This is a genomic window from Buchnera aphidicola (Mindarus japonicus) (assembly GCF_039393905.1).
GTDB classification, from domain to species: Bacteria; Pseudomonadota; Gammaproteobacteria; order Enterobacterales; family Enterobacteriaceae; genus Buchnera_A; species Buchnera_A aphidicola_B.
Genome location: NZ_CP135030.1, coordinates 525,064 through 541,202 on the forward strand (window position 1 = coordinate 525,064; position 16,139 = coordinate 541,202).

The window sequence follows — 16,139 nt, forward strand, 5'->3', positions numbered from 1 at the left end:
TTTTTTATTTATATATAAAAAATTACTTTTATGATATCTATCTAAAAATGACTATTAATTTATTAAAAAAAAAAATAAGAATAGCTACCAGAAAGAGTCCTCTAGCTCTTTTTCAAGCTATGTATGTCAAAAAAAAACTAATTTCTATTTATCCAAATTTATTAATTACCATTATTCCTATAATTACTCATGGAGATAAATTTCTAAACTCTTCTTTTGTAAAATCTAATGGAAAAGGAGTATTTATTAAAGAATTAGAAATAGCATTGCTTCAAAATAAAGCAGATATTGCTATTCATTCAGTTAAAGACATTCCTATGGAAATTCATAAAAATTTAAGTTTAGCTTGTATTTGTAAAAGAAGTAATCCTCTTGATGCTCTCATATCAAAAAAATATAAAAATATTAATCAACTTCCTAAAAATGCTATAATAGGAACATCTAGTTTAAGGAGAAAATTTCAACTTATGAATTATCGTCAAGATTTAATCATTTCTCCTTTAAGAGGAAATATTGAAACTAGATTAAAGAAATTAGATAAAGGAAAATATGACGCCATTATTTTAGCTGCGGCAGGATTAAAGAGATTAGGACTACAAAAAAGAATTTCTTATCTCATACCTCCTGAATTATCTCTACCTCCTTGTGGACAAGGAGCTATTGGAATTGAATGTAGAGTAAAAGATAAAGAAGTTATAAATATTTTAGAAAAAATACATCACTATAAAAGTAAAATTTTAATCCAAACTGAACGAGCTTTCTGTAAAAAATTATTAATAGGTTGCCAACTTCCTGTAGGAAGTTACGCTATTTTAAAAAAAGAAAAAATATGGTTGAGAACCTTTATTAGTTCATTTGATGGAAAAAATATAATAAGAGGAGAAAAAATAGGTTCTTTTCAAGATGCTAAGAAAATAGGTTACAAATTAGCATGTGAACTATTAAAAAAAGGAGCTAAAAAAATTTTAGCTTAATAATTAATTATTTTTTTTTTGAAGAAAATATGAAAATATTAATAACAAGATCTCCTTTGGAAGGAGAAAAATTAGTTAGATATTTATCTAAATTTAAAATATCAGCTTACAATTTTCCATTGATTGATTTTTTTCCTTTACCTGATTTAGATATTTTTTTAAAAAAAATAAATTTTTTAAAAAAAAACGATATTTTATGTGCATTATCTAAAAAATCGGTATTTTACGCTTCTAAAATTTTAAAAGAAAAAAAAATGATCTGGCCAAAAAACATCTGTTATTATGCAATTGGAAACAGTACAGCTAATAGTCTGAGTTTTCAGACTCAGAAAACTGTTAAATATCCACTAAATAAAGAAAATAGCAATAAATTATTTAATTTAATATCTAAAAGAAAAATAAATAATAAAAATGTTATTATTTTAAAAGCTTTTTCTTCTTTAAATATTTTAGAAAAGAAACTCACAATAAACGGAGCAAAAGTTATAGTAATAAATTGTTATAAAAGCATTTCAAAATTTCAAAAAAAAGAAGAGGAAATTAAAAATCTTAAATTTGATGTAATTATTATTACAAGTGTAATAATATTAAAAGAATTATATAATTTATTTTTGGTGAGGAATAAAAGAAGTTGGATTTTAAAATGTATAATATTGACAATTAGTAACAGAATAGCAGAAAAAGCGTTTTTTTTAGGATGGAAAAAAGTTGTCATTACTAACAGTATAAAAAATGAAAATATTAAAAAAAAAATATTTGAAATAAAAAAAAAATTTGATCGGCGAAAGAGGATTTGAACCTCTGACCTACTGGTCCCAAACCAGTTGCGCTACCAAGCTGCGCTACTCGCCGAACATAAAAATTACTTTCATTTAAAAAATGGGGTGGTTAATGGGGCTTGAACCCATGACCGCTGGAATCACAATCCAGAGCTCTACCAACTGAGCTATAACCACCAAATTATTTTGCGCCTGACAGGATTTGAACCTGATACCTCTACCTTCGGAGGGTAGTGCTCTATCCAACTGAGCTACAGGCGCGTAGCTGCAGTTTTGAAATATTTATTTTAAAAAAGAAAAACGAAATTTAATTAATTAATTAATTAATTAATTAATTAATTATATTTTACTATTTGTTAATATTAAAGTCCAATGTATTTTTTAAAAAAATAAAAATATTTTTAACAAAAATATTTTTTTTATTAATTTTTTTAAAAAACTAATATTTATGTATTATTTATTTTCTATAGTTTTTTGATTAAGAACGTTTCATCATATCAAAAAATTCATTATTTGTTTTAGTCATAGATAATTTATCAATTAAAAACTCCATTGCATCAATCTCACTCATTGGATGAATAATTTTTCTTAAAATCCACATTTTTTGTAATTCATCAGGAACTGTTAATAACTCTTCTTTTCTTGTTCCAGATCGATTATAATCAATTGCTGGAAAAACTCTTTTTTCAGCTATTTTTCTAGATAATGGTAGTTCCATATTTCCAGTTCCTTTAAATTCTTCATAAATTACTTCATCCATTTTAGATCCTGTATCAACTAACGCTGTTGCAATAATTGTTAAACTACCTCCTTCTTCTACATTTCTAGCGGCACCAAAAAATCGTTTAGGACGATGTAAAGCATTAGCATCGACCCCACCTGTTAAAACTTTCCCGGAAGCTGGAACGACTGTATTATATGCTCTAGCTAACCTGGTAATAGAATCCAAAAGAATAATAACATCTTTTTTATGTTCAACTAATCGTTTTGCTTTTTCAATTACCATCTCGGCAACTTGAACGTGTCTTGAAGCAGGTTCATCAAATGTTGATGCTACTACTTCTCCTTTTACTAATCGTTGCATTTCTGTAACTTCTTCCGGTCTTTCATCAATTAATAATACCATTAACAAACAATCCGGATGATTATAAGCAATACTTTGAGCTATATTCTGTAAAAGCATAGTTTTTCCAGCTTTAGGCGGTGCTACTATTAATCCTCTTTGTCCTCTTCCAATTGGAGAAGCTAAGTCAAGAACTCGAGCGGTTAAATCTTCTTTCGATCCATTTCCTCTTTCCATACGTAAACGAGAATTAGCATGTAAAGGGGTTAAATTTTCAAACAAAATTTTACTACGAGAATTTTCTGGTTTATCAAAATTGACCTTATTTACTTTTAAAAGAGCAAAGTATCGTTCTCCTTCTTTAGGAGGACGTATCTTCCCAGAAATAGTATCTCCTGTACGTAAATTAAATCTTCTTATTTGACTTGGAGAAACATATATATCATCGGGTCCAGCTAAATAAGAACTATCTGCAGAACGTAAAAATCCAAATCCGTCCTGTAATATCTCTAAAACACCATTCCCGAATATATCTTCTCCACTTTTTGAATGCTGTTTTAGGATAGAAAAAATGATATCTTGCTTGCGCATACGTGCTAAATTTTCCAATCCTATTTTTTCGCCAAGAGTAATTAATTCAGAAACCGGCGTGTTTTTTAATTCGGTAAGGTTCATAATGATGGATGCTTAAAAACTTGAAGTAAATATATGAAGTTTTTACTACGAAAAGTTTTATTTTTTACATAAGTAAGCATATTAAAAATAAAAAAATAATTTTTTAAAATTAATTTTTTATATATTTTATCAATTTAAAATTTATTTTTCACTTAATTAAGATAAGTATCTAAAAATTTTTTTAATTGAGATTTAGAAATAGCTCCAACTTTAGTAGCTATTAATTTTCCTTTACTAAATAATAAAAGAGTCGGTATACCTTTAATTGAATATTTTGGTGCAGTATTTGGATTTTCATCAATATTAATTTTAAATATTTTAATTTTATTTATGTATTCTTTTGCTATTTCTTCTAGAATAGGTGATAAAATCTTACATGGATTACACCATTCTGCCCAAAAATCTACTAAACATATTCCTTCTTCTTCTAATATTTTTTCTTCAAACTCAGAATCGTTTAAATTAGTAATTATACTATTGTTCATATTGTTCCTTAAATAAAATGTTTTACAATAATTATATTTACATGTTAGTTAAATATTACTTATCAAAAATAATTTTTTTAAAACATTACTGTTACAAACATTAATAAATTTTTTTTTGATTTTAATAAATAAATTATTTTTTATTTTTTAATTATAACATAATGTATATATAATATACAGAAGAATACTTCCATATTTAATTTTGATTTTTTAAAAAAATCTTTTTAAATATTATTTTTTTTTAATTTTTTTTTTATTATATTTTTTAAATTTTGAATGTGAAAAAACTTTTTTGAAAAAATTTTTTTGGAAAAAAAATTTTTCTTATCCCAACAAATATCTTTTTTAGGTAGTTCAAATAAGAATCGACTAGGTACAGTATATTTTTTTTTTCCATACATTTTTCTAGTTTTAGAATAACTTAAAAACAATTCTTTTTTTGCCCGCGTAATTCCAACATAAATTAATCTTCTTTCTTCATCAACTGTATTTTTAGATTCCATTGAATTATATGGAAGTATACCTTCTTCTAAACCAATAATAAATACATAAGAAAATTCTAATCCTTTAGAAGCATGCAAGGTCATTATTTGTACTTTTTGATTATTTTTATTTTTTTTTTGATAATTAATTTCAGAATATATTAGGTAAGAAATCATTTTAAAGAAATCTGGTTTTGATTGCATAGTATTTTCAATTAATATTTTGCTAAGTGTATTCAGAAAATTATTTATATTTTTTATTTTTTTTTGTATAATTTCTTCATTTTTCTTTGAAGACTTTAACCAATCTTCATAACCTATAATAGGTATTATTTCTTTCAATGCTTGTAAAGGATTCGTATTAAAAAAAATAATAAGTTTATTTATTAAATAATAAAAATCTTTTAGTTTTTTTAAAAAATATTCTTTTATCTTTATTTTAATATTTAACTCATTAATTGAAGAAAATAAACTTTTTTTATTAATTTTTGCCCAGTTTTTTAACTTATTTAAAGTTTTTATTCCGATTCTTCTAGAAGGAATATTAATTATTTTTAAGAAAGAAAAGTTGTCATTTTGATTTGCTATTAAACGAAAATAATATATTAAATGCTTTATTTCTGTATTATGGAAAAATAAATTTTTAGATGATGAATCATAAGGAATATTATTTTCTAAAAGAACTGTTTTTAACATCTTAGATTGATAATTACTTCGATACAAAATTGCATAATCATCGTATTTTGTTTCATTTCGTAACTGATGATTTTTTAAAAAATTAATAATTTTTTTCGCCTCATCCCTTTCATCTTCTCCTTCTAAAATTTGTATTTGAGAACCATATTCTAATTTAGAAAATAATTTTTTATAAAAAATGTGAGGATTGTTCGAAATTAATGTATTAGCGACATGTAAAATTCTTCCTGAAGAACGATAATTATGTTCCATTGTTATTACTTTTAAATTTGGAAAATCTTTATTTAATAAAAAAATATTTTTTGGTTTAGCACCTCTCCATGAATAAATAGATTGATCATCATCACCTACTAAAGTAAAATTTAAGTTTTTGCTATTTAATTGTTTAATTAATTCATATTGACTAAGATTCGTATCTTGATATTCATCAACTAATAAATAATTAATTTTTTTTTTCCATTTATTTCGTACATGTAAATTTTCTTTTAGCAGAATAGCAGGTAAAAAAATTAAATCATCGAAATCTAATTTATTTAATGATCGAATATATATTTGATATAACTGGTAATAATTAAAAAAAATTATTTCTGAATTTTTTTTAAAAACATCAATTTTTTCGGGCGTTAATAATTCATTTTTCCATTTTGAAATAAAAAAAACTAGTTTTTTTAAAAAAAAAATATTTCTTTTAAAATTATTATGTACTATTTTTTTTAAAATAAATATTTTTTCTTCTTCATTAATTAAAAAAAAATTTTTTTCTATTTGTAAATTTTTTAACTCAGAATTTATGATCTTTAAACCTAAAGAATGGAATGTAGAAAACGTAACATATCTTAATTTTCTAGAATTACTTTTTTTAAATATTTTATATTTCATTTCTGTTGCAGCTTTATTAGTAAATGTTAATGCAAAAATTTTTTTTGGATTAAAATTACAATTTTTTACTAAATGAATTATTTTATTAATAATTACTTTGGTTTTTCCAGATCCTGCTCCTGCTAATATTAAACAAGGCCCTTTAATGTAATTAATTGCTTTTTTTTGATTAAAATTTAAATTCATAATACATTGAAAAATAATTTTATAAATTTATATGTTTTTGTTTTTAAGTTAAAAAATTGTAACATGTTGCTTGCAACATGTTACAATTTTTTTAAGAACATTTCATATTTTTCATATATGTACGTAATTTTTTTCCTATAATTTCAATAGGATGTTGCATAATTTTTTCTTGTATTTCTTGAAGTTTTTCATTTTCTATATTTTTTTCAACTAACATAGAACCTAAATCAGTTTTTTTTAATTTTTTACTAAATTTTTTTAAAATTGGTAAAGCTTTTTTAGAAAAAATATAATTCCCATACTCTGCAGTATCGGATATAACTACATTCATTTCGTATAATTTTTTTCTGGCAATGGTATTAGCAATTAAAGGCAATTCATGTAATGATTCATAATATGCTGATTCTTCTAAAATTCCAGTTTCAATCATAATTTCAAAAGCTAATTCAACTCCAGCTTTTATAATTGCAATCATAAATAAACCTTTACTAAAAAAATCAGATTCTTGAATATCATTTTTATAAATAATAGATTTTTCAAAAGAACTATTTTTGGTATTTTTTCTTTCAGATAATAAAACTAAATCTTTATTTTCCCAATCTTTTATCATCTTTTTAGAAAAATCTCCAGAAATAATATTATCCATATGTTCTCTAAACAAAGGGGTTAATAATATTTTTAATTCATTAGAAATTTCTATAACTCTAACTTTTTGGGAATTAGATAATTTATTCAACATTAATGTAATTCCACCAACTTTTAAAGAAGTAGTAAGAATTTCCCATCCATATTGAATTAACTTGCTAGAAAACTCCTCATTATGTCCATTTTTTAATAATTTTTCAAAACATACTAAAGATCCTGTTTGAAGAAGTCCACATAGTATAGTTTGTTCTCCCATTAGATCAGATTTTACTTCTGCAGAAAAAGAAGAATATAGCACTCCTGCTTTATGACTTCCTATAGCTACTGCCCAAGCTTTTGCTATATTTAAACCTTTCTTTTCAATATCATTTTTTTTATGTACAGCAATTAAAGTAGGAACTCCAAATTTTTTTTTGAATTCTTCTCGCACTTCAGTTCCAGGAGATTTAGGAGCTACCATAATTACGGTAATATCATTTCTAATAACTTCTCCCATTTCTATAATATTAAAACCGTGAGAATATCCTAAAATAGAACCTTTTTTCATTAAAGGTTGTATTTTCTTTACAACATTTGAATGTTGCTTGTCAGGAGTTAAATTAATTACTAGATCAGCATTAGGAATTAAATTTTCATAGCTATTTACTTTAAATCCATTTTTTATTGCTCTATTAAAAGAACTATTATTTTCATTAAGAGAAGTATTTCTAAGTGCATAAGAAATATCTAATCCAGAATCTCGCATATTTAAACCTTGGTTTAAACCTTGAGACCCACATCCTACTATAACAATTTTTTTATTTTCTAAATGTTTTATACCTTCAGAAAATTCTTCTTTTTTCATAAACCGACATGTTTTCAGCTCTATATTTTTTTCTCGAAAATTTAAATTATTAAAGTAATTCATGTAAATTTCTTCCTTATTTTTATTAAAGAAATTAAATATTTTTTAAATTATATTTTTAAAAATATTTTTTTCATTATATGTTAAATTTTTTTTCTTGTAGCTCCTTTATCTGCACTTGTAGCTAATAAAGCATAAGCTTTTAATGCTAAAGAAATTTTTCTTTTTCTAAAAATAGGAGTATAAGCTAAAGCTCCTCTTTTTTCTTCCTCTTTTTTTCTAAATATTAATTCTTTTTCAGAAAGATTTACATTAATACTTCTTTTCATTATATCAATTAAAATAATATCTCCATTTTTAATTAAAGCTATATTTCCTTTTTCAGCTGCTTCAGGTGAAATATGGCCTATAGAAAGCCCTGATGTTCCTCCCGAAAATCTTCCATCTGTAATCAATGCACATTTTGTATCTAGTTTCATTGCTTTTAAATGAGTTGTTGGATACAACATTTCTTGCATTCCTGGTCCACCTTTAGGTCCTTCATATCGGATGATTAGAACGTTTCCTTTTGAAATTTTTCCTTTTAAAATTAATTCTATTGCTTCTTCTTGACTTTCACAAACAATAGCGGAACCATTAAATTTTAAATTTTCTTTATTTACTCCTGCAGTTTTTACAACGCAACCATTTTTTGCTATATTTCCATATAAAATAGCCAATCCTCCATCATTACTGTAAGCAAAATCAATTTCTCGAATACATCCATTTTTTCTATCTGTATCTAAATTAGGCCATCTAAAAGATTGAGAAAATGGTTTAATAGTATTAATTCCTTTTGGGCCAGCTCGAAACATATCGAGAATTTTTTTATTTTTCGTACTTAAAATCGAATATTTCTTAATTGTTTCTTTTAAAGTTAAATTTAGTATGTTTTTTGTATGTGTTTTTAGTAATTTAGTTTTAGTTAATTCTGATAAAAGACTAAATACTCCTCCGGCTCTATGAAAATCTTCCATATGATATTTTTCATGATTTGGAGATAATTTACATAAGTTAGGTGTTTTTCTAGACAACTGATCTATATCATTCATATTAAAAGAAATATTACCTTCTTGTGCAGCTGCTAATAAATGTAATATTGTATTAGTGGATCCTCCCATTGATATATCTAATATCATTGCATTATAAAAAGATTCCTTAGAAGCTATTTGTCTAGGAAGAAATTCTGTTTTATTATTTTTATAATATTCTTTTGTAATTTTAACTATAGTACTTCCTGCTTTAATAAATAATTTTTTTCTATCTATATGAGTAGCCAACAAGCTACCATTTCCCGGAAATGCTAATCCTAATACTTCCATTAAGCAATTCATAGAATTTGCTGTAAATAATCCTGAACAAGAACCACAAGTAGGACAAGCATTATTTTCTATGTTACTTTGTAAAGTATCGTTTTTTTCGTTATTAAAACCTTGTAAGATAGCATCTACCAAATCTATTTTTTGATATTTTTTTTGATTTTTAATTTTCCCAGCTTCCATTGGGCCTCCAGAAACGAAAACTGTTGGGATATTTAACCGCATAGCTGCCATTAACATTCCAGGAGTAATTTTATCACAATTAGAAATACAAACCATTGCGTCTACACAATGTCCGTTTATAACGTATTCAATTGAATCTGCTATTAATTCCCTTGACGGTAATGAATAAAGCATTCCAGCATGACCCATAGCTATTCCATCATCAATAGCTATTGTATTAAACTCTTTTGCAACACCTCCTTTTTTCTTAATTTCTTTTGAAATTAGTTGTCCTACTTTTCTAAGATGAATATGACCAGGAACGAATTCAGTAAAAGAATTAACTACAGCAATAATAGGTTTTTCAAAATCTTCATTATTCATTCCAGTAGCTCTCCATAAAGCACGAGCTCCTGTCATATTTTTACCTTTTGTTGTTACATTTGAACGATAGTTAGGCATATAATATATTCTTATTTAAGAATTTAGGGTGAATGTTTTTTAAACATGTGATAATACGTTTATTAGAAATAAATTTATTATAATGTTAGGAAAGATTTTTTATAAAAAATAATATAAAAAATTTAAATAAATTTTTTTAATTTTTGGCAGGGATGGAGGGATTTGAACCCCCAACCATTGGTTTTGGAGACCAACATTCTACCGTTGAACTACATCCCTATTTTAGTTTAAAATTACATAAATTTATTTAAGTTGAAAACTATAACATTGATTATTAACTTTATCTAGTAAATATAATGAAATTTTTTTTTTAAATTAAAAAGATAATAAGAATTAAAAAAAAATGTATTTTTTTTATAAAAAAATTAATCTTTTATAAAAAAAAATATTAAAATTATTTAAATATTAATATGTAAAAGTGAGAAAGAAATGAAAGTGCCAATTTATTTAGATTATGCTGCAACTACCCCTACAGATTCATTAGTTTTAAAAAAGATGAAAGAATTTTTAAGTCTTAAAGGAAATTTTGGAAATCCTGCTTCTAGATCTCATCAGTTTGGTTGGAAAGCAGAAGAGGCTGTAGATATAGCAAGAAATCAAATTGCTAGTTTAATTAATGCTGATTTTAGAGAAATAATATTTACTTCAGGAGCCACTGAATCTAATAATCTAGCTATTAAAGGTTTAGTTTCTTTTTATAAAAATAAAGGAAATCATATTATAACAAGTAAAACGGAACACAAATCTGTTTTAGATATTTGTAAGTATTTAGAAACAAAGGGATTTTTAGTAACTTATTTAACTCCTCAAAAAAATGGATTAATTGATCTAAATGATATTCAAAATAGTATATTAAAGAAAACGATTTTAATATCGATAATGCATGTTAATAATGAAATTGGTGTAATTCAGAATATTAAAGGAATTTCTGAAATATGCAAAAAAAGAAAAATTTTTTTTCATGTTGATGCTACACAAAGTGTTGGAAAAATTCCTATCGATTTAAATGATGTATCTGTTGATCTGATGTCTTTTTCTGCTCATAAAATTTATGGTCCTAAAGGAATAGGTGGGTTGTATGTTCGAAGAAAGCCAAGAGTTCGATTAGTATCTCAAATACATGGAGGAGGACATGAGAGAGGAATGCGGTCTGGTACTTTACCTGTACATCAAATTGCAGGTATGGGGGAAGCTTTTCGAATAGCTAAAAAAAATATTTATTCTGATTATGAAAAAATGGATATTTTGCGTACATATTTTTGGAATAAACTGAAAGATATTGAAGAAGTTTTTCTAAATAGTCCTTTAAAAATTAGTTCCCCTTATATTTTGAATATTAGTTTTAATTATATAGAAGGCGAATCTTTAATAATGGCATTAAAAGATTTAGCAGTTTCTTCTGGATCAGCTTGCACTTCGGAAAGTTTGGAGTCATCATATGTACTCAGAGCATTAGGAATTAAAGATGAATTAGCTCATAGTTCTATTAGATTTTCAATGGGAAAATTTACTACAAAAGAAGAAATTGATTTTTCCATAGGAATTATTAAAAAATCGATTAAAAAATTAAGAAATTTATCTCCTTTATGGGAAATGTTTAAATCAGGAGTAGATTTAGAAAATATGAAATGGAATATTAGTTAAAACCTTTTATTTAAGGAATTATTTATGGCTTATAGTAAAAAAGTAATAGATCACTATGATAATCCACGTAATGTAGGTTCTTTTACTAATTCTGATGTCAATGTAGGAAGCGGATTAGTGGGGGCTCCATCTTGTGGAGATGTAATGAAATTACAAATTAAAGTAAATAATGAAGGAATAATTGAAGATGCTTGTTTTAAAACATATGGATGTGGTTCTGCTATAGCATCTAGTTCTTTAATAACTGAATGGATCAAAGGAAAATCTTTAGAGCAAGCAAGTAAAATTAAAAATACTAAAATAGCAGAAGAACTAGAATTACCGCCTGTTAAAATACATTGTTCTGTTTTAGCGGAAGATGCTATTAAAGCTGCTATATCTGATTATAAAAGTAAACAATAGTATTAATTCAATAAGTGTTTATTAAATAATCACTGTTTTTAACATGCTAAAAATAAAAGTTATTTTTGGCATGTTTAAAATTAATTTTTTATTTCTAATTAAGTTATTTATTAATAACTATCGAGTTGTGCATGAATTATTTTAAATTATTTAATTTACCTGAAATTTTCGATATAAACATAGAACAGTTAAATAAAAATTTTTATAGATTACAAAAAAAATTTCATCCTGATGTTTATATTAAAGATGATATTTTAATAAAAAATCAAAAGAAAAAAAAAATTTTTATAATTAATGAAGGATATAGAAATTTAAAAAATCCATTACACAGAATTAATCATATTTTTATATTAAATAAATTAAATTATAAAGACAAAAAAAAATATCCTTTAGATATTTCAAGTTTAGAACAACAATTTAAGTTAAACTCTGAATTAGAGCATTTAAAATCTAAAAAATATTTTCAAAATGAAATTATTTTTTTTATTAAAAAAAATAAGAATAAAATTCAAAATTTATTTAAAAAAATTGCTTTTAATATTCTAAAGAAAAATTGGAGATTATCTATTGGTTTATATCAAGAATTAAGATTTTTTATTAAATTAGTTAACCAAGCAGAAGAAATTAAAAAAAATAAAGATATTAAGAACCTTTTTTAAATAGGAATATATTTTATGTCGTTTTCTCAAAAAAAAATATCTAAAAAAAATTTAGAAGAAAACTTTCCTTTTGTTGGAATTGATTTTGGAACTACTTATTCTTTAATTGGATGTTTATTAAATAAAAAAATTCAAATTTTTTCTGGAAAAAAAGAAAATTCTCTTCTTCCTTCTATAGTTTCTTATAAAAAAAATGAGATTATTATAGGAGAGAAAGCTAACGAAATTACTAATGAGAATTTTTTAGGAACTATTTTTTCTGTTAAAAGGTTATTAGGAAAATCTATTCAAGAAATTAGAAATTTATATCCTACTATACCTTACATTTTTTCATATGATGAAAATCAGGAAGTATGTATTGAAACAATACAAGGAAAAATATCGCTTGTTAAGATAACTAGTGAAATTTTAAAAACTTTATTAGAAAAAGTAAAATTTTTTTTACAAAAAGAAGTTAATACGGCTGTAATTACAGTGCCTTCTTATTTTGATGGTATTCAGAGAAAAAAAATAAAGGATGCTGCAATTCTTTCAGGATTAAAAAATATTAGATTATTAAACGAACCTACAGCAGCAGCTATTGCATATGGTTGTCATTTTCAAAATGAAGGAATTGTTTTAATTTACGATTTTGGTGGTGGAACGTTTGATATTTCAATTCTAAAAATTAGTAAGGGGATTTTCGAAGTCTTATCAACTTCTGGTGATTCTCAATTAGGAGGTGATGATTTTGATGAGTTATTATCAAAATATATTGAAAAAAAAAGCAATATATTTACTGAAAAAAATTTTTTCTTAAAAAGAAAATTATTAATTTTAGCTAAAAAAACAAAATTAAAACTTAGTAATAAAGATGTTGCTTTAGTGGAGTTTGAAAATTGGAAAGGAAGTATTACTCGTTCTGAATTTGAACATTTAATTGATCCCTTAGTCAATAAAAGTTTAATTTTATTAAAATATACAATAAAAGAAGCATTAATTCAAAAAAAAGAAATTACAAATGTTATAATGGTAGGAGGTTCTACTTATATTCCTTTGATCAAGAAAAAACTTTCTCTTTTTTTTAAAAGAAAAATAGAATTCTCTGTCGATCCAGATAAAGCTGTTTCGATCGGAGCTACTATTCAATCAAATTTATTATTTAATTATCAACAAAAATTTTTAAGTAAAGAAAATAAGTTTATTCTTTTAGATGTTGTTTCTTTTTCTTTAGGTATTGAATTAATGGGAAAAAGAGTTGAAAAAATTATTGAAAAAAATAGTAAAATTCCTATTTCCGTTACTAAAGAATTTACAACATTTAAAAATAATCAAACTGTTATTATGATACATATTTTACAAGGAGAAGATAGTTTTGTTAAAAATTGTCGTTCTTTAGGAAAATTTTTTTTAAGAGGAATAAAAAAACAAGATGCAGGAAAGCCTAGAATAATAGTTAAGTTTAATATAAATGAAAGTGGATTTTTAGAAGTTTATGCTAATGAAAAACAAACTACTATAAAAGCTAGTTTAAAAGTTGATTTTTTGCATACAATAATTTAATCTAAAAATAGTTTTTTTTATATTGTTATCAAAAAAAATATTTTTTTTTAAAAAAGGAAACTCATGGTTTATGTTAAAAATTAAATTTTTACCTCATAAGATTTTATTACCTGAAGGAAAGATATGCACTGCTAGTTCTGGAGAAACTATTTTAGATGTTGCTTTAAAAAATAATATTCTTATAGAACATGCTTGTGAGAAATCTTGTATTTGTACGACTTGTCATTGTATTATTAGAGAAGGATTTTCTTCTTTATCAGATTGTACTGAAAAGGAAGAAGATGCTCTAGATAAAGCTTGGGGATTAGAAGAATTTAGTCGATTAGCTTGTCAAGCTAAACTTAAAAACAAAAATATTGTTGTAGAAATCCCTTATTATTCTAAAAATTCTTCCGTAAAAAACTCTAAATTTTAATTTAATTTTTTGTTTTTTTGAAGGGATTTTGATTTTCTTTAAAGAATAAATTTATAGGTGATCCAATCAAATTTAATGATTTCTGGAAATAATTAATTAAATATTTTTTATATGTTGCGGGCAAATAATTTATTTGATTTCCATGAATAATTATTATCATTGGTTTAAATCCACCAGGATGAGCATATTTAAGTTTAATTCTTCTGCCTTTAATATAAGGAGGTTGGTGTTTTGTAATTGCGGTCTTTAAAATTTTTGTTAATTTAGCACTAGTGGTTTTTTTTTTAGAACAATTAAAGGTAATATTAATATTATCTAATAATTTTTTTATTCCTTTGTTTTTAATAGCAGAAATAAATTGAAATTGGCAAAATTTAAGAAAATTTAATTTTTTTGATATCATAGGATAGATTTTTTTTAATTCGTGTTTTTTTAATAAATCACATTTGTTAAAAACAACTATTATAGATTTTTGAGCATCTAAAATTTTTCTAGCTATTAATAAATCTTCTTTATTAATTTGTAATTTGCTTATATCTATTATAAATAATAATATTTCAGTTTGTTTTATATTTTCAAATGTTTTTTTAATTGATATATAATGAATTTTTTCTTGAATTTTATTTTTTTTTCTTATTCCTGCAGTATCTATTAAAATATAATTTTTATTATTTTTTTTAATAGGTATATTAATACTGTCTCTAGTTGTTCCAGAAATTTCAGATGTAATTAATCGTTCTTCTTTTACAATTTGATTTATTAACGTAGATTTACCTACGTTAGGAGCTCCAACAAAAGCTACTTTTATAATATCTTCATAATTTTCTTTCTTTAAAACATTTTTATTAATTTCTAGATTTTCTAACCATGGAAAAATTCCCTTTTCAATTAAATTATTAATTCCTGTTCCTCTTGAAGCAGAAACATTAAAATTTTCTTTAACTCCTAATTTAAAAAATTCATTACTTTCAGTGATACACTGTAAGTAATCAATTTTATTAATGACAAGTATAATTTTTTTACAACTTTTTCTTAGTTTTTCTAAAATATAATAATCTTCAGACAATATTGATTCTTTTGCATTTACAACAAACAAGATTAAATCAGCTTTTTTTAAAGCTAAATATGTTTGTTTCATTATTTTTTTTTCAAATTCATTTGTTTTAGAAATTATTCCAGCTGTATCAGTAAGTATAATTTTTTTATTTTTTATTTTTATAAAAGCACATTTTCTATCTCTAGTTAATCCTAAATCATTTCCTACTAAAGCAGAAGAAGAATTTGTTAATTTATTAAATAGTGTAGATTTACCTACGTTACTTCTTCCTATCAAGACAATATTGGGTATCATTTTTTTCTCTCTTCGTAACTATAAAAAAAATTTTTTGATTATTTTTATTATTTTAAATAATAATATTAGTAAAAAAAGTTTAAATGGATTTTTTTTTCCATTAGATATTTATGCACAGCTAACGAACCTTTGAAAACCTTGATTCATCTAGGAAAATTAAAGTTATCCACAGATATTTTGTATTATAATAATATTTATACATATAAATATATATATATAAATATAAAAACCTTTTTACATATATATATAATTATATATATTTATATATGCATTTATTAATTTTGTAAAACAATTTAAATTCTAAATTTAAAAAAAAATACTTTTATATCTTTAAAATTAATTTTGTTGTATATTAATATAATAATGTTTTTTATTGAAAAAAAAGTTTTTTGTTTTTAGTAAATTTTAAATATTGGAAAATATAGAGGGTTTGGCG

Annotated in this window: 13 protein-coding genes and 4 tRNA genes; 7 read left to right on the top strand and 10 right to left on the bottom strand. The window is 23.7% G+C overall.

Translation table 11 applies throughout. The features are described from left to right. The first annotated feature begins 47 nt into the window (after positions 1 to 47). Entirely contained in the window at positions 48 to 974 is a 927-nt protein-coding gene (gene hemC, locus RJT65_RS02495) for a hydroxymethylbilane synthase (protein ID WP_343152727.1), read from the top strand. A gap of 29 nt (positions 975 to 1,003) precedes the next feature. After that, positions 1,004 to 1,771 (top strand): uroporphyrinogen-III synthase, encoded by a 768-nt coding sequence (locus RJT65_RS02500; protein ID WP_343152729.1) that lies wholly within the window; start codon positions 1,004 to 1,006, stop codon positions 1,769 to 1,771. Here RJT65_RS02500 and RJT65_RS02505 read toward each other — a convergent pair. From RJT65_RS02505 to RJT65_RS02545, 9 genes are all read right to left on the bottom strand, one after another. Further along, a tRNA-Pro gene (locus tag RJT65_RS02505) sits at positions 1,753 to 1,826 on the bottom strand. The two genes, RJT65_RS02500 and RJT65_RS02505, sit on opposite strands and share 19 nt — an antisense overlap. A gap of 28 nt (positions 1,827 to 1,854) precedes the next feature. Then, positions 1,855 to 1,930, bottom strand: a tRNA-His gene (locus RJT65_RS02510). Between the two features lie 10 nt (positions 1,931 to 1,940). After that, a tRNA-Arg gene (locus tag RJT65_RS02515) sits at positions 1,941 to 2,014 on the bottom strand. Between the two features lie 217 nt (positions 2,015 to 2,231). Next, the gene (rho, locus tag RJT65_RS02520; RefSeq protein ID WP_343152731.1) at positions 2,232 to 3,491 is read right to left on the bottom strand and encodes a transcription termination factor Rho; all 1,260 of its coding nucleotides are present in this window, start codon (positions 3,489 to 3,491) and stop codon (positions 2,232 to 2,234) included. A 152-nt stretch (positions 3,492 to 3,643) separates the two neighbouring features. Further along, the gene (trxA, locus tag RJT65_RS02525) at positions 3,644 to 3,976 is read right to left on the bottom strand and encodes a thioredoxin TrxA (RefSeq protein WP_343152732.1); all 333 of its coding nucleotides are present in this window, start codon (positions 3,974 to 3,976) and stop codon (positions 3,644 to 3,646) included. 224 nt (positions 3,977 to 4,200) lie between these two features. Beyond that, positions 4,201 to 6,219 carry a UvrD-helicase domain-containing protein gene (locus RJT65_RS02530; protein WP_343152734.1) on the bottom strand — a complete coding sequence of 673 codons (2,019 nt, stop codon included), beginning with the start codon at positions 6,217 to 6,219 and terminating at the stop codon, positions 4,201 to 4,203. A 91-nt stretch (positions 6,220 to 6,310) separates the two neighbouring features. Beyond that, positions 6,311 to 7,771 carry a ketol-acid reductoisomerase gene (gene ilvC / locus RJT65_RS02535; RefSeq protein WP_343152736.1) on the bottom strand — a complete coding sequence of 487 codons (1,461 nt, stop codon included), beginning with the start codon at positions 7,769 to 7,771 and terminating at the stop codon, positions 6,311 to 6,313. 80 nt (positions 7,772 to 7,851) lie between these two features. Then, a complete protein-coding gene (gene ilvD / locus RJT65_RS02540; protein ID WP_343152738.1) occupies positions 7,852 to 9,690 on the bottom strand; it encodes a dihydroxy-acid dehydratase in 1,839 nt (612 codons plus the stop codon). A gap of 144 nt (positions 9,691 to 9,834) precedes the next feature. Further along, a tRNA-Trp gene (locus RJT65_RS02545) sits at positions 9,835 to 9,909 on the bottom strand. 210 nt (positions 9,910 to 10,119) lie between these two features. On the opposite strand from RJT65_RS02545, the gene RJT65_RS02550 reads away from it, so the two are divergent. The 5 genes from RJT65_RS02550 (at position 10,120) to fdx (ending at position 14,352) form a co-directional block, all read left to right on the top strand. After that, on the top strand, positions 10,120 to 11,334 hold the full coding sequence (locus RJT65_RS02550) for an IscS subfamily cysteine desulfurase (protein ID WP_343152739.1): 1,215 nt from the start codon (positions 10,120 to 10,122) through the stop codon (positions 11,332 to 11,334). 24 nt (positions 11,335 to 11,358) lie between these two features. Continuing rightward, positions 11,359 to 11,736 carry a Fe-S cluster assembly scaffold IscU gene (gene iscU, locus RJT65_RS02555; RefSeq protein WP_343152741.1) on the top strand — a complete coding sequence of 126 codons (378 nt, stop codon included), beginning with the start codon at positions 11,359 to 11,361 and terminating at the stop codon, positions 11,734 to 11,736. Positions 11,737 to 11,867: 131 nt separating this feature from the next. Then, positions 11,868 to 12,395: a Fe-S protein assembly co-chaperone HscB gene (hscB, locus tag RJT65_RS02560; RefSeq protein ID WP_343152744.1), complete on the top strand. Its 528-nt coding sequence runs from the start codon at positions 11,868 to 11,870 to the stop codon at positions 12,393 to 12,395. A gap of 15 nt (positions 12,396 to 12,410) precedes the next feature. Then, complete coding sequence (locus RJT65_RS02565) at positions 12,411 to 13,937, top strand: Hsp70 family protein (protein WP_343152746.1); 1,527 nt, start codon at positions 12,411 to 12,413, stop codon at positions 13,935 to 13,937. Positions 13,938 to 14,007: 70 nt separating this feature from the next. Next, positions 14,008 to 14,352 carry an ISC system 2Fe-2S type ferredoxin gene (gene fdx / locus RJT65_RS02570; RefSeq protein ID WP_343152747.1) on the top strand — a complete coding sequence of 115 codons (345 nt, stop codon included), beginning with the start codon at positions 14,008 to 14,010 and terminating at the stop codon, positions 14,350 to 14,352. Position 14,353: 1 nt separating this feature from the next. Here the strand turns inward: fdx and der are convergent, their stop codons facing one another. Then, a complete protein-coding gene (gene der, locus RJT65_RS02575) occupies positions 14,354 to 15,703 on the bottom strand; it encodes a ribosome biogenesis GTPase Der (protein ID WP_343152750.1) in 1,350 nt (449 codons plus the stop codon). Between the last annotated feature and the right edge of the window lie 436 nt (positions 15,704 to 16,139).